The following is an 18,210-nucleotide window of genomic DNA, read 5'->3' on the forward strand; positions in this document are numbered from 1 at the left end:
GCTGCCTCAGAATTCACAGCAGAAGATGGTGGCATAGTCATTTTCGCCGATGGCGATATTGGGTGTAGACGCCCAGCGCTGCCTACTGCCGCCGGTGTCCCAGCCCACCTTGGTGCCGACGGGACAGGCGTAGGTCGTTACGTCATTCGGGTCGTAACCCGGGATGGTGTAGGCGTGGCAGGTAGGCGTCTTGCTGGCCTGGCGTTTCCAAAGACCGCTCTGGCAGGACAGCAGGGCACCAGCGCCGTCGCGGCTGACCAGGCCGTTAGGGCTACAACCCCAGTTTTCGTTGGCCGAGCCAATCAACTGGATGTACTCACCGACATACGTCCTGCCATCAGAGAAGAGGCTATTACCGCGCATCTGGCCGGACGTGTAGACGTTCTTGCCCGCATAGGTACGCACCCAGTCGCTATCCGTCATGTGCCAGCCGCCGCCCCACTTCTCGCTGTACCAGCCGGTATCCCCACGGGTTCTGAACCAACCCGTGGTATAGGTCTCCCCCGACATGCTGGCGGTGACGCCCTGGACGTTGCCCCGCGCATACATCGAGCCGGTGGTCGTGTCGCCCGTGACGGCGACATTGCCTCCGACGTTGGCACTGCCGTTCATGGACGCATTGCCCTGCAGGTACATCGAGCCGGCCCGCAGGTCGCCGCCGGCCGTGAGCGTGCCGTTGAGGTTCACGTTGCCCGTCGCGTTGACGTTGCGGCCAGCGTTCACATCGCCGCTGATGCTGGCGGTACCGGAGGCTGTGATGTTAGCCGCATTGTTCAGGTCGTTGCCGCCCATGTTCAGGGCAGTGTTCATTCGATTCAGCTCGGGCTTTCCGGCGATAGCATTGCGGTAGAGATAGTCGTTGGCCAGGGTGCCGTCCTGCAGGAACAGGGCACTGGCGGTGTGGCCCGCACCCGGGTTCACGCCGTAGTTGCTCAGGGTCAGCGACCAGCCTCCGCGCACGCCCTGGATAATGCCGGTGTTCGCCACCGGCACGAAGCCGCCCGGGGCGCCGAGATTCTCGGCGATCTCGCGGGTGCCCATTTCATCAATGGCCTGACCACCGGTGGTGAGCACGATGGACTCAAGTTGGTTGGTCGCCACGCGCCTGGCCAGCACAACGAAGGTCTGGCCAAAGGCGTTGGCGTCGGTGAAACCAGCGGGGAGGTACTTGGTGTTGCGCAGCATCGCTGGGGTGATCTGTGCCGGCGTTGTGGTGCCGGCCGCCGCGTAAACCGTGGCGAAGTTGTCTTTCAGGTACTTGGCCGCGGCGTCGGCAACCTGCTTTTGCTGGTCAGCCGCGATCCGATAATTCTGAGAGTCCATCTGATTGGCCACCAGGACCGCGGTACCGGTCATCACGGCAGCGAAGACGATCAGGCCAAAGAGCATATCCAGGGCGATGAAGCCCCGCTGTGATGCTTTGCTGAGTGAGGTAGTCATCCCCAGAGGTCTCGTTTGAGTTGGTTGTCGATGTCCTGGTCCAGCTGCGCGATGTGCCCCGCCCGAATCTTCTCGCGGATGCTGGGTCCGTCTTCGCCGGTGACCAGAAGGCTGCGCACCTTGAGGATGCGGCGGTCATTGCGGGTTTCCAGCGTCTGAGCCACCACCGCTACCAGACCCTGAGCCAGGATCTCGCGAGCGTTCTTGATCTCATTGCTGGCTAGAGCCAGCACCCGCTCCAGCGCCTGGGTGGGGTTGCCGGCATGGAAGGTGGTGGCGACGAAGACGCCATTGATGGCGGCGCGTACCGCTTGAACAGCGGTAGGGATGTCGCGGATCTCGCCGATGAGGATCATGTCGGCGCCGGTGCGCAAGGCGCGCAGTAGCGCCTCCTCATAGCCACCCGTGCGGCGGGACACCTGCATCTGGATGCAGCGCCCCTCGCCATGCAGACCGTTGAGGTTCGTCTCAGCCGGATCCTCAATGGCCAGCGCCGTGCCGCCGCAGGCCTGCAAGCGTGCGGCGATCAGCGAGGCGGCGCTGCTGGTCTTGCCGGTACCCATCTCGCCGCAAAAGATCACCAGTCCGCGCACCTGGTCACTGAGCATGGCGGTGGCCAGTGATTCGGGAAACCCCAGCATGTGGAAGGGGCGGATCTGGGCATTGGATTTGCGGATGATGAAGACGTCTTCCGAGAAGGCATCCTTGATCTGCGTCACCCGCAGGACGATACCGTCCTGGACCAGCGAGAATTCCGGATCGCCGAACTCAATCGACTTTGCCTGGCACTGCTCGCGCAGCGCCTGCAGCTCAGTGCTCCAGGCCGCCGGCGCGGATTCCCGCCGGCTACCGGAGCCGTCGAGACCCTTCACGTCCGAGAAGTCCGGGCCGAGGAAGAGGTCGACGAAATTGGCTTGCGTAATCAGGCTCATGCGGACTCAGTAGACCGTCCAGGCCACGACATTGGCGTCCTTGCTGCAGCCGCTGGTAGCGGTGCCCGGATCCACTTCGCCGGTGACCGCGGTGCCGCCGTTGATGGCGGTGGTGACCTTGGTGCCGCGGCTGATCTTGGTGGCCAGGGTGACGCAGGCATCCTGAGGCAGCGCGTTTTCGGTGACGGTGAAGGTCATGCCGCTCGATACCACGGTGACTGACCCACCCCAGGCGTTGTACAGGTTGCTGCCATTGACGCTCATGTTGGGCAGGCCCTTGCTGGCCACCAGCTGCGAGACGAGGCTGGTGCCGGACGTCCCGTAGCCGCTACTGGCCTTGAGCTTTCGGGTGTTGGCGATGAGGGTGCCGATGTTGGACTGCTCGTTGGTCACATCCTGGGAGCCCATGAGGCTGCCGCCGTTGTAGATGATATAGCCCAGGGCGACGACGGCGATGATCAGCACGAACATCATTTCCAGGCTGAAGACGCCACGCTGCCGGTGTCGCGGCGGCAGACGAAAGGGCGTGGGTTCTGCCGCGTAGTGCGACGTATCAACGTCGAGGGTCACCGGGGAGGGAGTGGGGCTGTTGCAGAGTTGGCTCATGGCGGTTCCTTGGGTGGTAGGTCTAGTGGGAGAGGCTGGCGACGTTGTTCTGCAGGCTGAAGGCGCCGCTGACGACCAGGAGCATCAAGAGCCCCATGGCGATGGTCGAGAAAGTGAGGAAGGCCTTGGTGTAGCGCTCCACCTGCTTGAGCGTCTGCTCGATCCAGCGATTGCTGAACCGGTGGATGGCTTCGGAGAAGCCCTTGCGGGTCGCCAGCACGCAGAGAAACTGGACGGCGGTCTTATCGGGAAACTCGTGCCCTGCCAGACGCAGGGCCTCGCCGAAGTTCTTGCCCTGATTGACGCCGTAGATAGCCGCGATCAGTCGCTCACGCAGCCAGGGCGTGGCGCCGCGCTGCAGGGACTGCAAGGCCTCGATCTGATTGATGTTGGCCTTGAGCATCACCGAGATGTTGAGCAGGAAGGTGGAGCCGTGGAGGGCCTTGTAGATCGACCAAGGCGGCATGCGATCGAGCCTGACGCGCAGCGGTCCGGTCAGGTAGGGCAGCGACCCCATGGCCAGCACGATGGTGCTTAGCACGACGATCAGGGTCAGCAGGCCCCAGTTGTTGACGTAGCTGGAGACCTGGTAGAGCAGGTAGGGGATGCCGGTCCAGCCTTCGGGATTGGAGACCCGGGTCATGGCCGGGACCATGCGCGAGGCGATGACGTGGAGCAGATAGGCCATCATTGCCCAGAGCATGATGGGGTAGACGGTCACGGACAGGATCAGAGACAAGATCCGACCGCGGGCCTCGATCATCTGCACGCAATCCAGGAAGGCCTGAACCAAGGCGCCCGAACGTTCGCCAGCGGCGATGATTGCGGTCTCTTGGTAGGGCATCCAACGCTGACAGGCATCGCCCAGGGACTTGCCGTTTCTCACAGATTGACTGATGCCAGCGGTGGCCAAGGCGGTCGGGTCCCGCCGCTTTTTGCCGCCATCGCTGAAGATTCCGCGTAGCTCTTCCAGAGCATCGTCGATGCCGACGCCGTTCTCCAGGAGCGCGCAGAGGCTCTCGTAGAACTGGATGCGCTCCTTGCTACCGAATTGCTTGGCGTACCAGGCATCGGCAAAGCTCGTACAACTGTCCAGAATCCGGCTAAGCATTGGGCTGCTCCAGGACGAAAAGCTCAAGGTCCAGGGGCCCGATGATGGTCTCGGCCATCCGGGGGTCGATCAGCCCAGCAGCGACCTTGCCAATGGTGTGCTGGATCTTGGTGATCCCGCCCATGTCCCTGACCCAGTAGCTTTTCGCCGCGCTAGCGCCTTGGTCGCGGAAGATCTGCATGAAGCGATGGTTGGGGATCAGCACCTCGGCGACGACGGTGCGCGAGGAGACGCCCATGTTGCGGCAATGCGCACAGCCAGGACCCTGCAGCCTGACCTTCGTGGTATCCATGACCCGTTCCAGTCGCTCGATGAGGGCCGGGTTCAGCTGGTCGCGTTGAGAAGCAAGCGGCTGGGCGCAATGCGTGCACAACACCGGCAACAGCGACTGGTTGATGAGGCCCGACATGAGCGCAGGGTCTGTCACCAGGCTCGGGTCGGCGCCCATGTCGATGAGCCGCTGCAGGCTCGCCACCGCGTTGTTGGTGTGCAGGGTCGAGAAGACCAGGTGACCGGTCATGCCGCCGCGAAACGCCGCCTGAGCGGTGGCCAGGTCACGCACCTCCCCATACATGAGGATGTCTGGATCCAGGCGCATGGTGTTGGTGATGGCGCCGTCCCAGGTTTCGGCATGACCCAGCGGCGACTGGTTGGCCTTGATGGGATACTCAGGCGGATCTTCGACGGACAGAATATGGCGGGTGCCGTCGGTCTCGCTGTGCAGTTGATTGAGGGTGACCTGCAGGGTCTTCGATTTACCGGACCCGGTCGGACCGGTGATGAGGATGACGCCGTACGGAAGTCCGCGCAGACGATTGAGCAGCGCGATCTGGTCGGCCAGAAAGCCCAGCTCATCCAGGGACTGCTTGGCTTTCTCGTCATAGAGCAGTCGCAAGACCATGAGAGGCCCTTCTACCAACGGCCGAGAGGCAACCCGTGCGCCGAAGAGGCCGAGCTGAGCCACGAAGGCGTGCTTGACTCGGGCGTCCTGGCTGATCTCCGGTTGATAGTGCTCCTCGGCCACGTCGCACATGGAGTTGTACAGCGCCGAGCAGAGTTCGCGGCCCATGCGGCTCTGGATCTGCCCGTACTCGGTCAGCAGTCCATGGATGCGAAAGAGGATGTGCGTGATCTCGCGGCCGACAACGAAGTGCACGTCCGACGCGCCACGGCTGTGAGCTTCGCCAAGGAGACGGATGACTTCCTGCTGGCGAGAGGTACTGTCGAGGCCACTGGTACTGGTGCTGCGGGTCGTATCGACCTGGTACAGCGCCTGGATCTCGCTCAGGGTGCTGGGCACCACGCGGTAGTCCAAATCCGCACGATCCAGCTCACCCATGAAGGCCATGACGAAAGGATCGCGCAGATGCTGACCCGATACGAGCAGCTGAGCATGATCGGTAGGGCGTATGCCTTCCACCAGCGCCAGGAGTTGACGCAATTCCGGCTTCACCGAGCCCCACTGGGCGCCTTCGGCAGTGAGGACGCGGCGTGGCTGGAGCGGAAGTAACTCGTTTACCAGCTCCCCCGCCAACCGTTGGCCAATAGCCTTGGGGTCACCTTCCGGCTCGTGCGCAGCGGACGCAACGTGATTACTCGAACTCATCAAGGTCACCTCAGGGTTGAATGGCGGTAGGCGCGGAGCCCGGGAGGGCAATGGGAGCTGGAGCGGGCACCGGCACCGGCGCTACCGGATTCATCGGTGTGACGGTCACTGGCAACACAGAAGCCTGACCCGCCGCGACAGTGGTTACTGGATAGCTGGGCGCGCGGTTAGAGAACCCCAGCGGATAGCGTTTGCCGCCGCGGCTGAGCACGACGCTGTCGAGGGATAGGCTGGCCACGCGATACCCACCAGGCAGATCGGTCGATGCCAAGGAGGCATCGATCTCGAACCCGCCGGTGTAGAGCAACGTCGCGCGCAGGGCCTTGCCTGATCCATAGATCAGCTTGACCACGGGCAACTGGTCTACCGTGCCAGCATGTTCAACGTTTCCGCTCATTGCGCTGCTGGGCATCGTGACAGGCTGTGGCAGGTAGCTGGGCTGGGGCGTCGCCTTGGCTTGAGTGCCGCCATCGTTGAGCTCGCGCAATGCCTTGGCGCGCTCGCCCTGGGCTTTGTAGAGGATGGTTTCGCTCTGTACCCGGGAGAGCTCGCCAACGGTGATGCCGTCCGGATCACCCGATTTGGCGGTGTCGGCCCAGACAGGGACGGCCAGTGTCAGCATCAGGGCGCCGATCACGGCGATGGAAAGGTCATTTGACATAGAGGTCACCGGTCACCGACCAGGCCAGCTGATCGCTCTGCAGAAGGGTCTTGATCTCGCGCAGCCGCAGGCCTTGGTGGGGTACGTCCTTGAGGACGATGTCCGGCGGCAGCGCAGTGTTGAAGGTCAGCTCGAAGTGCTTGAAGTCCGGGGGCGGCGGGGCCGGTGGCGCCGGCTGGCCAGGCATGGCCTGAGGCGCCGGAATGACCACGGGGACTTCCTTGATGGTCGGTGCCAGGCCTTGGCCATGCAGCCAAGAGGTCAGGTCTGCCAGGGCGGGTGTGGCCTGCAGCAGCTCATCATCGCCCGCCAACGGGGGCTCGAAGGTCAGCTTGAGGGCTGCGCCATTGCCTTCGTCGAAGAAGGCCGGCTCATCAGCGAAGTGACCACGCGTAGCCGCGACAAACGCTGAAGCCGTGCTGTTGCCGTCGCGCTTGTAATTGGTCGACAGCAGCACACCATCGCATTGTGCCGAGGTGAACAGCCAGCCGGCGATGGACAGCGGAAGCCTATCGATGGCGCCGTTGCAGGTCAGGAGAAAGTCCGACACGCCCGGACGCTTCGCCCACGGGTGCTCCAGGGCCTGAATGGTCTGTTGCTCCTTGGAGCGCTCGTTGATCGCTTGCAGTTCGGCCTGACGCGCGGCCTCGGCCGCGACGGCGGCGAGTCGCCTTTGCTCGCGCTTATGCGCCTCCCACTGGCTGTAGCCGATAACCCCTGCCACCACGATGAGTGCGAGGACCCCTACGCGGATCCACTCGCCTTTGCTCATCCCGAAAGCAAGCGGCTTGAGGGCGTAGTCGCGCTTCAAATTGCCAGGCTGCAACAGCTCTTCGATGTCGAGCGGCTTGCCGCCCTGGCCGAACTCAGTCGGCAGGTAGGTCTCATCAAAGGTCAGGGCGCGGCTTTCAAGCTGGGCGACCTTGCGCTGAATCTCGGTGGCCGAGCCCACCAGGTCATAACCGGGTATGACGGCGCCGTCGATCACAGCTACCAGAGCATAACGAGGCTCATCACCTGGCACCTGCCAGGCCGCCAGCCAGGATTGACCTAGCTGCCCGGCCAGCGCTGCGGCCAACGAGTACATCCCCTTCATGGCCCCGGCGCTGCGCGCGACGAAGCCGGCCTGGATGACATTGGGCGTGCGCCGGATGGCGACGATGTCCATCTTGTGCAGGCGGCCGTATTCCCGGGCTTCCTTCATGTAGCCGGTCAGACTGCCCAACGGATGCCATTGCAGACCAGAGACAAAGCTCTTGCCGTGGTAGCTCAGGATCTGGGCAGTCTGCGCCGGGGCGACCGGTGATGTGCTGACAATGGCCATGCTGTCAGCCTGTCACGATCGGGGTGATCAGCACCACCAGGACGCTATGCCCCGAAGTCCGCGTGCGGCTGCCGCCAAGGCCGAAGAAGCTGGGGTCACCCACACCGGTCTTGGCCGCATTTTCGTTGAGCTCTTCGAAACCAGACAGGATCAGTGTCTGGCCGCTGCGCAGCTTGACCTTGGGCGACAACGACTTGGCGTCGTAGTCCGGCAACTGGACACTGGAACCGTTGCTGGTGAAGGTCTGGAAGGTCGGCTTGCTGCTCATGTTGATCGACACCATCAGCAGCATCTCGTCGTGATCGAGCACGCGCGGCAGCAGCGTCATGTTGAAGCCGCTGGTGATGGTGCCGGGCGTGAGCGAGGTGCTGGAGCCCACCGACGCCGTGGACGTCGTCTGGCTAGAGGCCAGGTAGCCTTGGACGTTGCCGATCTGCAGGGGCGCCGGCTGCAGGTTGAGGGTGGTCACCGACGGAGAGCGGACGTTAGAGACCCGGCCCTGCTCGGCCAGTGCCTGCACGATGGCATTGGAACCAGCCCAGGCGGAATTGGCAGTGTCGACGATGCCGACGGAAGCCGAGGTGGCGCTGGTGCTGATGCCGGCAACGGTGTTGGAAAGCGACAGGCCCCACTTGGTATTCAGGGACTTGTAGACCGCGGCCCAGTTGAGGCCGAGCTGGTCCGTGTCGGTCAGCGTGACCTCGAAGACCTTGACGTTGAACAGCACCTGCTGAGTGATGGAGCGATTCGTGTTGTTGAGGTAGGCCTCGATCCGCGAGATCACCTCAGGGCGGTCCGTGACGGTCAGGGTCCCGGTAGAAGGGGCCAGGTACATCCGCCCGGCTGGGGCAACGCTGAGCATCGCCTTCACGTTGTTCTGAATGTCCTGCAGGATCGAGGACTCCAGGGTCACCGTGGTGCTCTGGTTGCTGCCGGCGTCGCCTGTGACACCGGAGTTGGTGCTCGATCCGCCCGAATTACTGCCGCTTGTTCCGGCGGCGGTGGCCATCCCGGATTTCACCGTGCTGGCGATGACCTGCTTGTCACCAAACGACCAGACATCGAAGACCCGCGTTTCGAAATAGCTGATCCGCACGGCGCGCTCGACGGGCGAATAGCGCCAACCCAGACCCAGGCGCGCGGTGACCTCATCGAGCAGGCCGGAGGCCTTGCCACTGTACTTGAGGCCGCTGACCTGGCTGCTGGCGCCCATGCTGGTGAAGTCGGTCGCCCGATAGCCGGAGTTCATCGGAGTCCCGGCGGCGCCCATGGTCGCCGGGTTGGTGATGACGCCTGCAGGCAGTAGACCTGCCAGGCTATCCGGACTGGGATTGCCAATCGGCGCCGGTCCTGTGCTGGCCGCCTGGGCACTGGCTGCCCCGGCGTTGGGGTTCAGTGCATCAGGGGAGACCAGCACGGCAATACCACACTGGCTGGTGATGTACTGAGCGATCTCGGTGATGCCGACGCTACCGGACGGGCGATAGCTGAGCTCGCAATCTAGCGCCGAGGGCATGCCGCGTTTGGCCACCACCGGTTGTGTAGAGACCCAGGGCTTGTCGCTGAACACGACGGTCTCGCGCTTGGGCTGTTGCTGCTGGTTGCGCAGCAGGGCCGCATATTGGCTGGCCATGGCGGCATCGTTCTCGGCGCGCTGGGCCGATTCGTCCACCCGCTGTACCGAGCAGCTGGCGAGCAGGAGCGCCGCCGCCAGGGCGCTCAGGCGAAGGGGGTGGGTCATGACTTCTTCCTCTCGGAAACATGAACGATGCGCTGGCTGGAGTTGCCATCGACGATGAAAGAGCGCCGAGCGCCGTCGTAGAGCGGGAAAACCTGGGCAACGGCTTCGGCGAAGGTGCCGCGGAAGTGCAGAGCGGCCTCGATGGGGTAGTCCAGGTCATCGGGTTCCCAGACGACCTGCCAACCCGCACGCTTGGCCCACGCCTCGACGGACTGACGCAGGGTGCTGCCAATGGGCGCATCCCAGGTCTGGGTCATGGCAGAGGCTGGCTCGGTCAGTCGGACCGAAGGCAGGGTGTAGGCGCCGGCCGCCGTAGTGCCCACTGTGGGCAACGGCTTGGCTAGTGTGACGGCTGCGGTAGAGGGCTTGACAGGAGCCGAAGCCGCTACAGCAGCAGGTTTGGCAGAGGTGCCCTTCGCCAGGGAAGCGTTTGGAGATTGCCCGACATGCAAGGACTCTCCTGGCGCTTTGACCGGCGCGGATGTCAGCGCCGCGCCGGCGGGCATAGGTTTGACTGCCGGTGCGGCGGTTACGTTCGTGGATGGCTTGGCCGGTTCGGTGTGAGTTTCCAGCGGCTTGGTAGCGGGCACAGTGGCTATAGTCACTACCGAGTTCGATGCAGTGGATACAGGCTTGGCAGCGGCCGTGGTCGGGGGAGCTGCTGGCGCAGCTGCGTAGCGCTGACCTTCAGGCAGTTGATAGCCCGGGCGGAGCACGAAGCACACGGAGCGCACGACCTCGTCGACCTTGACCTGCCAGGCCGGACCAGCCAGTACCTGCAGGGTGTTGCGCAGGCTCATGGGCCCGAGCTTGTACTGCGCCGCTGGTAGCGGGCGAGTGAAGAGAATGTTGACGTGGCCTTGCTCTGGACCGCACAGGCTGTAGCCGGAGCGATTGACCACATACTGCATCGCGTCGCGAACGGTCGGCTTCATGTTGGCCGGAATGTTCACGTCGATGATCTGGGCCATCAGGTCCCGCTGCTCGGTCTCCGGCGCGGTATTCACCAGGGTGTAGCGGCCGTAGCGCACCTGGGGCTCTGAAACAGCACCTTTCGGATAGAGATCGGGCTGGAGCAGCTCCGGATTGCGCGAGCTGTCGGGGCCGGGTGCGCTGGGCGCAGGCTCCTGCTGAGCACAGCCTGCCAATGCGACGGCGAAGGCGAGCGGCGAGAGGGTAGTGAGCTTCCAGATCATGTGCGGTGTGGCCCCATTACGTAGTGGGGCTCACGGTGCCAGGCACCTGTCTGGAAAGCAGGAGATAACCGTATCTAGAGCGAAAGAGGTTAAGTGCCCCGGTTAACTAGGCGAGGGGTCGTCGTAGTTGCGCTTGGGCTTTTTCGGTACGGATCGGGCTTTTATGGGTGGGGCTTTAAGCCCTTCCAGGTAGGCGATCGTTCCTCGGATGCCTGCCACCGATCCTGAACCGACTAACTTCCAGGCCTGTATCAGATCGTCGCGGTCGCAACCAAAGAAAGCGAGCCAGTAGGTCATCGCCTCTGGTGAGTCTAGGTTGACGCTGCTGCGGTCCACGGATTGATGAGTGTTGTCGTTATTGTGTTCCATGAATAGCTCCTGATGCGCGGCGAAGTGCCACTCAATCAGCGTGCAGTTGGAGCATTGGCCGTAGCAAGAATGGGAGCTGAAAAAGCTTTGCCCTGGGCAAAAAAATCCCCCGCTCCAGGCAGGGGATAACTCAGTTCGAAGCCAACAGGTTTGCCAACCTATAGGGGATGAGTGTTGAGCACTCAAAACAATGACAGAGCCCCTGGATCGGGGTTCAACTGAGGTGCTGCGATTCCGGGATCAGCTGCGGCTATAGGGTCACATGCCCGCCATAGCCGGGCGGGTATTGCTCATTACAGGGTCTAGTCGATTTTGCCCGCCGCTGCGGCACTGAGCCGAACGCTCTCTCCATTTGATAGCTTGAATTCGTAGGCCTCATTGATTGGTAGCTCCACCAGGCGGCGTACCGAAATCGTCTGGGAGTCGGCTAGGGCCAGCGAGCAGCCGTCTGCGATTTTCACCGAGGGTGTATCGGTTGGCAGGATGACCAACCGGGTGATTTCCACGTATGCCTTGAGTTTGTTGTGGCTAAACGAAATCGGCAAAAGCGTGGCGGATAGCTCATCAGCCAGCTTCGTCGAGATTCGAGCCTCGCTATCAGCTGAGCGCAACGTGCATTCGTCAATGCGAGGTTCGAGCGCATGAGTGATGGTTGTAAGCGTGCCGAGCCGTGTAGCCATTGTCGCCCTGTACTGACCCACGGTTAGATCGAAATCGACGGATTGGCTGGTAGCAAAGGCCGGTGCAGACAGGGCCGCGATCAGCGTCAGTGGCAATAGGCGAACATTCACGATGGGTTTCTCGCTCATTTTGGGGTACAGGAAGCGTGGGATCTGGGCGATGAGCGAGGAAGGGGTAACCGTCATCACAGGTAAAACGGTTGGTGTCCTGCTCAGCTGATCAAGCTGTCCGCCAGTCGGTGCTGTGCTTGATTTACCGCGTCCGGCTCGATGAGGTCCTGGGCGATCCGCCGCTTGTCCTGAAGCATCTGCCACAGCTGCAGATCGATGCTGTTCTCCACCAGCGGGATCTTCACCACCACCAGACGCCGCTGCCCGTTGCGGTAGGCACGGTCCTCGGCCTGGTCCTGCAGCCCCGGCGTCCAGGGCAGCCCCAGGAAAAACACGTAGTTGGCGGCGGTCAGGTTGTTGCCGGTGCCGGCCGCTGACGTCGTGCCGATGAAGATCCGGCATTCGGTGTCCTGCTGGAAGCGATCGATCGCCTTCTGCCGCTTCGTGAGGCTGTCAGTGCCCACCAGGGTGACGCATCCCAGGCCTGCGGCCTCGCACAGCTGCTGCAGCGTGGTGACCGTCTCCTTGTACTCGCAGAAGAGAATCACCTTGTCCTCTGGATCCAGCTCGCCGAGCAGCTCCATCATCACCGGCACCTTCACGCGCTCCAGGAGCTGGCGAAGGCGGCCCAGGCGCGCGAACACGGGCTGATCGGCGTTGCGGATGGTGTTGTACTCGACCTGCTGCGCCTCATCGAGCACGACCGGCACGGTCTGCCGCTGCTTGCCCTTGAGGTCGGGTAGCACGTCCTTGCGCCGGCGTAGCATCCAGTCGCTGATCTCGGCGCGCAGCCCCTGGCGGAATTCGGAGCTACCGGCGAAGCGCTCGCAGAAGTCCTTGAGCGGTAGCTGCCCGATGGGGTGACCGGACAAGCGCAGCAGCGTGTGGAGTTCCGACTCCCGGTTGAGCACCGGCGTCCCGGTCAGCAGGTAGCGGTTGGGCACCTTGGCGGCGATGTCGAAGCCGTTGCGCGTCCAGGCGGCCGTGGGCTCCTTCAGCCGGTGGGCCTCGTCGACGATCATCACCGCGAACTGATCGGCGAGCGCGACGAAGTCCCCCAGGCGCTCGTAGTTGACGATCACCCACTGGGCCTCAGCCTGATAGCGCTGCCGGACGATTCGCGCGTCCGGATAGACCGCCAGGATCTCCCGCTCCCAGTTGATCACCAGGCTGGCCAGGACCACCACCAGGATCTGGTGGCCAGCTGACTGGATGCCGGCGGCGATCACCGCCTGGCGACTCTTGCCCAGCCCCATATCATCGGCCAGCAGCGCGCTGGTGCGTTGCAGCAGGTGTCGGATCCCTGCGGGCTGGTGGGACATCAACGAATAGGGCTTGAGCTCGGCCTCGATGGCCTGCAGCGTCCAGCTGGTCTTGGCGATGTCAGGCACCGCGGCCAGGTAAACGTCTGCTGCACTGTCCTCGTCTGCAGAGGGCGCATTGCGCTCTTGCGGAGGTCCTCCGATCGACATCGCTGTGACGTCGCGCGCTGCGCTGACCGATCCGTCGGACAGTAGCTCCTGGAGCACGTCGAGCATCTCGAACTGCTCCTCGAGCAGCCCCAGCTCTAGGACCAGGTTGCTGCGCAGGATCTCGGCGGAGGCAGGCACTCGCCAGGCGCGGCTGGTCGAAAGGAAGGCGCCATGCATGCGCTTGGCCACGGCGACGCAGGCTGGGTGATAGTCACCGGAGAGCACCACGCCGCCACCGGACAGCGGCGCGATCCGCAGGCGCATCCCCCAGATGAATAGATCCCGCCGAGCATCGGCCTGGGCGTCGGCGATCTTTCGGCTGAAGCCTGACCAGTCCTGGACAAAACGACCATCAGCCAGCTCGTTCAGCTGGTGAAAGAGCACGTCCAGGTCCTCCAGCAGCCGCCGCTGAGGCAGCCGCCAATACCCGGACAAGGGATGCTCGCCGCGGCGAATGAAGGAGCCGCCCCGGTTCGTCAGCAGGCGGTTCGCGCCTTCGAGGTAGGGCATCCTGAGGCCAAAGTCATAGCCGTCGAATACGGCGCGTTGCAAGAGCTGCGACGTGCCGGCGGTATTGCGAAGTGAAGGCTGCTTCATGCCGTGTGAGCCAGACGGGCAACGGGTTCAGTAAGGCCAAACCGATGCGTCAGCCACTCCACCAGGAATCGACGGTAGTGCATACGCCAGGCATCCTTCGCGAACCGGCTCATGGTGTGCGAGACATTTGGCCAGTCCATGGTGACCGTCAGCCGGCCACGTCGTAGGGCGGTCATGAACCAGTCGAAGGCAACCCCGGCAGGCTCGTCATCAGCAATGGTTCGATTGAGGCGTCCGCGCAGCTGTACCACCTGCAGCTCGGCGGGTAAGCGAGTCTGCCGCTGAGCCTGGACGCTCTTGGATAGACGTTCGTGGGGCAAGACCAGCTCCGCCGAGGCCAGGGCGCGGCCTGACTCCCGCACGGAGAACAGCCGGCAGGCGCCGGAGTAGGCCCGATAGTCGTAGTTGTCAATGCAGTGACCCAGGGCGAAGTGCTCACTCATCAGGTCAGCAGGACACACCAGCTCCACGACCTGCAGGCCATTCGGGCAATCGACGGTGCGCGACTCGGTCAGCAGCGGAGGCCAGGGCGTATGTGCATCCGTCTCCCGAAGCGGGCCGTGGCTATCGGCAAACTCCCGGGCCATTGTCATGGCCTCGTGAAAGTCATGCACCAGGCGTGCGATCTGGGCGTAGGAGCAGCGCGCGAAGAAATGCTCAAGGCCTTTAGCGGCCCGCTGCGCAGTCGGAGAATCATCACAAACAGCGCTGAGCAACTCCCTGACATCCGTCAATGTCGCGCGGATGGCTGGCCATCGGGGGTCATCCCACGCCGTCGGGGTACCGGCGAGTAGCCGCGACCAGTCGACGACGCCGGCGGCGTTGTGCGGCACGCTGCTGTACAGCTCATGAACGGCCCGCCAGTCTCGGCGGTTCTGAGGCCTGCGATTGCCCAGTTGGGCACCCACCAGCAGCCCCAGCCAACCCCAGCCGCGACCCTCGCGCTTGATAAGGCTCAGCGCTGTGCCGGCGCAGTTGGGTCGGACGCTTCCGAGGAAACGGATCGAGGCGGCCGGTGCGCCAAACACCCAGGCGAGCAACGGCACCAGAGGGAGTCCTGCGTCTACAGCAGCGCCAAGTAGCGCCTCGTTGAGGGACGAATCGCTAGGGTGATAACGGCAAAGCGATGCCTGCAGCTGGGCTGGTGCATTAGCGAAGTGGCGGCGTCCTATAGGCCAGTCGTCGTCCTCGCACAGCACCAGTAGCGGCACCAGGATCGGCTGTGACCGCAATGCCTGATGCCGGCGTTCGGTGTTGCCCTGCGACAGCCAGTTGTAGAGTTCGGCAGATGGGCAGTTTGCAGAGCGAATCGCGAACAGGCGCGACTGATCGACCGCCGAAAGAAAGGCTTTAAGCGCCGCGCCGATCTGCGTGAGGTAGTAGGCCGAACGAGGCCTGAAGTAGCGGTTGTGCCTGTGCCCATCAATGTCCCAGGCCTTCCCGAAGGCCCCCAGATCGTCGCAGGCCAACTGCCTGGCAACCGACCTAGCGGTATCGCAGAACGACGTCAGCAGCGGTTGCAAAGGCCAGATGACGTGAGGCAATAGCAGGTAGCGAGCCAGGCGTAAGGCCGAATGCTCCGCTGGTTTTCGCTTGGGCATACGGTCGATGGCCTTGACCTTCTTCATCCGGATGCACACGCCATCGTAGAGCTGCACCAAGTCCCCCATGCGAAGGATGGTGATAGGGGTTGCTCGGCCGGGGACCTGGACGGTCACACACCAGCAGCGGGAATAGCGCGTCGAGCGAAGGTAGTGGTCGATAAAGGTGTCGCGTTTAGGGCCTTCGATCTGGAAGTGCGAGGCCCAGGTATGGGCAACGGCGAGCTGCCGTTCGCTGAAGCTGTGGGCCTTACCTGCCGGGGAGACCTCACTCATCGGCGGGCCCGGAATGCAGCCGGTGGCAATACTCGTCCGCCCGGCGCTCATCGTCATCACGCTCCCGGTTATCGTCCCTGGTCACTTCCCACATCACGCTGTGACAGTGTTGATGCTGCTCGCAGGCCAGCGCCTCGGCGATGAGAGCAATATCGTGTCGCACGTACTCAAGGTCGGTACCCAGGGCCGCTGCTTCAGCCTCGGACGTCTTTCGCCTGATCCAGGCTTGCATGGCCTTGAGCATGGCCGCGCAGTCTTCGCGAGAGATAGGGTCAGTGCGCTGGCCATCGTTACGCGTCCAGTCGAAATCGATGCCACCATGGCGCTGAAATAAGGTGAAGGTGTTGCGCGCGGCAAACATCTTCAACACGTCGTGCGAGTACCAGGGATCGTCCTCCCGGAAGGGCTTCAACGGCGATGGGGAGGGAGGAGAGGCCGGTAAAGGGGCTTTCGAGTACTGAGGCAGTAGGCGTAGCGGGGTGTATATCTGATGCCGGCCCGCAAGGCTCAGGCAGAGAGCGTCGACCTTGAGCTTGCCGGTCACTCGCCAGCCGCGATCCGCGAGGTCATCCAGGCGCTGGATGTCGCTGGTTTCAATGCCCGGGCCGTAGTAGGCCCTGAGCAATCCTTCCGCCGCTTCCCAGCGATCGCCATAGGTCAGCCGCTCGTTGATGAAATCGGCCTGGGACTGGGTGATTTCCCCTCCAAGCGCCTCGACGTACCACTCGACGGCTTTCTTTTGGCGGCAATGATCTTGATGCTCCTTCCGGGCGAGAACCAGCAATTCCAGCGCGAACTTGGCTGCCCAGAAGGTCAGCAGCCAGCCCCAGCCAAGTGCGAGTGCACGGAACCCGAAAGAGATGAAGGATTGAGCCTCACGCAGGGCGAAGTAGCTGTACAACCAGTAAACGGCTGCGCCCGCAACAGCCAGAACAGTGATGACGGACAACCAGAAGAGGGTCCGAATAAACATGGCGAAGACCTTCAGAAGTGATCAGGAAGGTCTAGGGTCGCGGTGAGCCGATCAGCGGCGGAAGGGAAAACCCTAACTGGAAGGGAATAGGTTGGCCTAGAAATCCAAGCTCTGCTGCTGGGCCTGGGCATACCCTTTTAGCCAGGACGACCGAAAGGCGGGATGCTGGTAGGGACAGGTATGAACACCGGCTCTGGCTAGAGCTGCTGCTTCACCAGCACGCATGGCGGATCGGTGAGCGTTCGCTCCAGATCGAGCATCCATGGAAGTCACTCTAGATTGGGCTTCGTTCACCATGGCAGTGTCCCGATTGATAAGGCTGAATCCACCAGCAGAGTCACGCAGAGCCGCGATCTACGAAGGAAACCCCATGCGTTCGCACTCCTGCTTCAGGTGGGCCAGATAGGCCCGGCGCGCATCCCTCGGGCGTGTGGATTCGGCCAGACTCAGCCAGTGCTCTTGCTCGGATTGATCCATACCGTTCCACCAGTCGATCGCGACTTCAACCTCATGGGTCACGTCTGGAGCTTCATCACCGAAATAGGCCCCGACCAACTGCTCGCGTCGAGTCATTCGAGACTCGTTCAGGCTCCAGACCAGGCGTCGTACATCGTCTTCGTGCAAGCCCAGAAAATCGTGGCAGGCGTCGATGTAGCCCTGGGCGCGCATCGATACATCCCCGATGGCACGGAGCCTACGAACCTTTGCTACCTCGTTGACCTTCGCTTGGCACAGGCCACGTATAGCAACCGTATCGCGGCTGGCAATCTGTACGGCGCTCTTGAAGCGGAAGGAGTTGTCCATGTGCAGTTCCACGCTATTCGAGTGAGTGATACCTGCGGCTTCACGTTGTGCCGCGGTTCCTGACTACCCTGAGGTCAAGCGGGTGGCTGGGGAGACACGAGGTGCGAGGTAGATCTCCCGGCAGCTTCACGCAGTGGCGCGACTTTTCTGCCACTGCCCGGCCCGGGGCGACAGGCCCATGCTGAGTGAGTCCTGTCTTCCGGCAGCTTCACGCTGGGGCGGCAAATTTTTCGGGCCAGTTAGTAGGGGATCTGGTCGTCGAAATCTTCGGACATCGGTGCCGGCGTGGGGGCAGGTGCGCGCGACTGGCCGTTCGCTACCGGTCGTGACTGCGCCTGGCCCGTGCCCTGGCCCATGGTGATGGACTCGATGCGTTGCGGCAGGAACGCAATCCGGTTCGCCTGGACTTTGATCGCAGCTTGTTCCTCGCCGTTGCCATCCTTCCAGGTATCCAAGACCGCCCGGCCGTCGATCAACACACGCATCCCTTTCTGGTACAGCCGGCTATAGCTTTCCGCATCGCGGTGCCAGAGCTCGACGTTGGCCCAGAAACCGCCGCGATCCTCGTAGGAGCCATCCTGCAGGCGGATGCTGTTATCGAAATAGACGTTCAGCCGGAGCAGGTGCCGCGGATCCTGATTGTCCTTCTGGAACCGCTTGTACTCGGGTGCGGAACCGATGTTGCCTTCCCATACTACTGCTGTGCCCAT

At 62.9% G+C, this 18,210-nt stretch carries 17 protein-coding genes; all 17 read right to left on the bottom strand.

Translation table 11 applies throughout. From position 1 onward, the window contains the following. Nucleotides 1-6: 6 nt before the first annotated feature. Nucleotides 7-1,440: a shufflon system plasmid conjugative transfer pilus tip adhesin PilV gene (gene pilV, locus EC839_RS15625; RefSeq protein WP_132832752.1), complete on the bottom strand. Its 1,434-nt coding sequence runs from the start codon at nucleotides 1,438-1,440 to the stop codon at nucleotides 7-9. Further along, the gene (locus tag EC839_RS15630) at nucleotides 1,437-2,372 is read right to left on the bottom strand and encodes an ATPase, T2SS/T4P/T4SS family (RefSeq protein WP_132832753.1); all 936 of its coding nucleotides are present in this window, start codon (nucleotides 2,370-2,372) and stop codon (nucleotides 1,437-1,439) included. The genes pilV and EC839_RS15630 overlap by 4 nt, the downstream gene beginning before the upstream one ends. Before the next feature lie 6 nt (nucleotides 2,373-2,378). Continuing rightward, the gene (locus EC839_RS15635) at nucleotides 2,379-2,846 is read right to left on the bottom strand and encodes a type 4 pilus major pilin (protein WP_177416753.1); all 468 of its coding nucleotides are present in this window, start codon (nucleotides 2,844-2,846) and stop codon (nucleotides 2,379-2,381) included. A 154-nt stretch (nucleotides 2,847-3,000) separates the two neighbouring features. Then, nucleotides 3,001-4,089: a type II secretion system F family protein gene (locus EC839_RS15640; protein WP_132832754.1), complete on the bottom strand. Its 1,089-nt coding sequence runs from the start codon at nucleotides 4,087-4,089 to the stop codon at nucleotides 3,001-3,003. Further along, nucleotides 4,082-5,695: a GspE/PulE family protein gene (locus EC839_RS15645; RefSeq protein ID WP_165904674.1), complete on the bottom strand. Its 1,614-nt coding sequence runs from the start codon at nucleotides 5,693-5,695 to the stop codon at nucleotides 4,082-4,084. The genes EC839_RS15640 and EC839_RS15645 overlap by 8 nt, the downstream gene beginning before the upstream one ends. 10 nt (nucleotides 5,696-5,705) lie before the next feature. Further along, a complete protein-coding gene (pilP, locus tag EC839_RS15650) occupies nucleotides 5,706-6,356 on the bottom strand; it encodes a type IV pilus biogenesis protein PilP (RefSeq protein WP_132832755.1) in 651 nt (216 codons plus the stop codon). Beyond that, complete coding sequence (pilO2, locus tag EC839_RS15655; RefSeq protein WP_132832756.1) at nucleotides 6,346-7,680, bottom strand: type 4b pilus protein PilO2; 1,335 nt, start codon at nucleotides 7,678-7,680, stop codon at nucleotides 6,346-6,348. The genes pilP and pilO2 overlap by 11 nt, the downstream gene beginning before the upstream one ends. Nucleotides 7,681-7,684: 4 nt before the next feature. Continuing rightward, complete coding sequence (locus tag EC839_RS15660; protein ID WP_132832757.1) at nucleotides 7,685-9,421, bottom strand: PilN family type IVB pilus formation outer membrane protein; 1,737 nt, start codon at nucleotides 9,419-9,421, stop codon at nucleotides 7,685-7,687. Beyond that, on the bottom strand, nucleotides 9,418-10,617 hold the full coding sequence (locus tag EC839_RS15665; RefSeq protein ID WP_132832758.1) for a TcpQ domain-containing protein: 1,200 nt from the start codon (nucleotides 10,615-10,617) through the stop codon (nucleotides 9,418-9,420). Before EC839_RS15665 ends, EC839_RS15660 begins: the two co-directional genes overlap by 4 nt. Nucleotides 10,618-10,719: 102 nt before the next feature. Then, on the bottom strand, nucleotides 10,720-10,986 hold the full coding sequence (locus EC839_RS15670; RefSeq protein WP_132832759.1) for a DUF3606 domain-containing protein: 267 nt from the start codon (nucleotides 10,984-10,986) through the stop codon (nucleotides 10,720-10,722). A gap of 302 nt (nucleotides 10,987-11,288) precedes the next feature. Then, a complete protein-coding gene (locus EC839_RS15675) occupies nucleotides 11,289-11,852 on the bottom strand; it encodes a hypothetical protein (protein WP_132832760.1) in 564 nt (187 codons plus the stop codon). Nucleotides 11,853-11,878: 26 nt separating this feature from the next. Then, the gene (locus EC839_RS15680; RefSeq protein ID WP_132832761.1) at nucleotides 11,879-13,846 is read right to left on the bottom strand and encodes a DEAD/DEAH box helicase; all 1,968 of its coding nucleotides are present in this window, start codon (nucleotides 13,844-13,846) and stop codon (nucleotides 11,879-11,881) included. Continuing rightward, entirely contained in the window at nucleotides 13,843-15,723 is a 1,881-nt protein-coding gene (locus tag EC839_RS15685; protein WP_132832762.1) for a hypothetical protein, read from the bottom strand. Before EC839_RS15685 ends, EC839_RS15680 begins: the two co-directional genes overlap by 4 nt. Continuing rightward, nucleotides 15,716-16,696, bottom strand: coding sequence for a hypothetical protein (locus EC839_RS15690; RefSeq protein ID WP_132832763.1), 981 nt, complete (start codon nucleotides 16,694-16,696; stop codon nucleotides 15,716-15,718). Before EC839_RS15690 ends, EC839_RS15685 begins: the two co-directional genes overlap by 8 nt. Nucleotides 16,697-16,792: 96 nt before the next feature. Further along, a complete protein-coding gene (locus EC839_RS15695) occupies nucleotides 16,793-16,993 on the bottom strand; it encodes a CrpP family ICE-associated protein (RefSeq protein ID WP_305955933.1) in 201 nt (66 codons plus the stop codon). A 57-nt stretch (nucleotides 16,994-17,050) separates the two neighbouring features. Next, nucleotides 17,051-17,500 carry a hypothetical protein gene (locus tag EC839_RS15700; protein ID WP_132832764.1) on the bottom strand — a complete coding sequence of 150 codons (450 nt, stop codon included), beginning with the start codon at nucleotides 17,498-17,500 and terminating at the stop codon, nucleotides 17,051-17,053. Nucleotides 17,501-17,739: 239 nt separating this feature from the next. Then, nucleotides 17,740-18,210 carry a single-stranded DNA-binding protein gene (locus tag EC839_RS15705; protein WP_132832765.1) on the bottom strand — a complete coding sequence of 157 codons (471 nt, stop codon included), beginning with the start codon at nucleotides 18,208-18,210 and terminating at the stop codon, nucleotides 17,740-17,742.

It is taken from the genome of Pseudomonas sp. JUb52 (assembly GCF_004341115.1).
Taxonomy (GTDB): Bacteria; Pseudomonadota; Gammaproteobacteria; order Pseudomonadales; family Pseudomonadaceae; genus Chryseomonas; species Chryseomonas oryzihabitans.

Coding starts and splice junctions, on each gene's coding strand:
- EC839_RS15635 (WP_177416753.1), bottom strand. CDS start 2,846: ATGATGTTCGTGCTGATCATCGCCGTCGTCGCCCTGGGCTATATCATC.
- EC839_RS15700 (WP_132832764.1), bottom strand. CDS start 17,500: ATGGACAACTCCTTCCGCTTCAAGAGCGCCGTACAGATTGCCAGCCGC.
- EC839_RS15690 (WP_132832763.1), bottom strand. CDS start 16,696: ATGTTTATTCGGACCCTCTTCTGGTTGTCCGTCATCACTGTTCTGGCT.
- EC839_RS15640 (WP_132832754.1), bottom strand. CDS start 4,089: ATGCTTAGCCGGATTCTGGACAGTTGTACGAGCTTTGCCGATGCCTGG.
- EC839_RS15645 (WP_165904674.1), bottom strand. CDS start 5,695: ATGAGTTCGAGTAATCACGTTGCGTCCGCTGCGCACGAGCCGGAAGGT.
- EC839_RS15685 (WP_132832762.1), bottom strand. CDS start 15,723: ATGAGTGAGGTCTCCCCGGCAGGTAAGGCCCACAGCTTCAGCGAACGG.
- EC839_RS15680 (WP_132832761.1), bottom strand. CDS start 13,846: ATGAAGCAGCCTTCACTTCGCAATACCGCCGGCACGTCGCAGCTCTTG.
- EC839_RS15675 (WP_132832760.1), bottom strand. CDS start 11,852: ATGACGGTTACCCCTTCCTCGCTCATCGCCCAGATCCCACGCTTCCTG.
- EC839_RS15665 (WP_132832758.1), bottom strand. CDS start 10,617: ATGATCTGGAAGCTCACTACCCTCTCGCCGCTCGCCTTCGCCGTCGCA.
- pilP (WP_132832755.1), bottom strand. CDS start 6,356: ATGTCAAATGACCTTTCCATCGCCGTGATCGGCGCCCTGATGCTGACA.
- EC839_RS15705 (WP_132832765.1), bottom strand. CDS start 18,210: ATGGGCACAGCAGTAGTATGGGAAGGCAACATCGGTTCCGCACCCGAG.
- pilV (WP_132832752.1), bottom strand. CDS start 1,440: ATGACTACCTCACTCAGCAAAGCATCACAGCGGGGCTTCATCGCCCTG.
- EC839_RS15695 (WP_305955933.1), bottom strand. CDS start 16,993: ATGGTGAACGAAGCCCAATCTAGAGTGACTTCCATGGATGCTCGATCT.
- pilO2 (WP_132832756.1), bottom strand. CDS start 7,680: ATGGCCATTGTCAGCACATCACCGGTCGCCCCGGCGCAGACTGCCCAG.
- EC839_RS15630 (WP_132832753.1), bottom strand. CDS start 2,372: ATGAGCCTGATTACGCAAGCCAATTTCGTCGACCTCTTCCTCGGCCCG.
- EC839_RS15670 (WP_132832759.1), bottom strand. CDS start 10,986: ATGGAACACAATAACGACAACACTCATCAATCCGTGGACCGCAGCAGC.
- EC839_RS15660 (WP_132832757.1), bottom strand. CDS start 9,421: ATGACCCACCCCCTTCGCCTGAGCGCCCTGGCGGCGGCGCTCCTGCTC.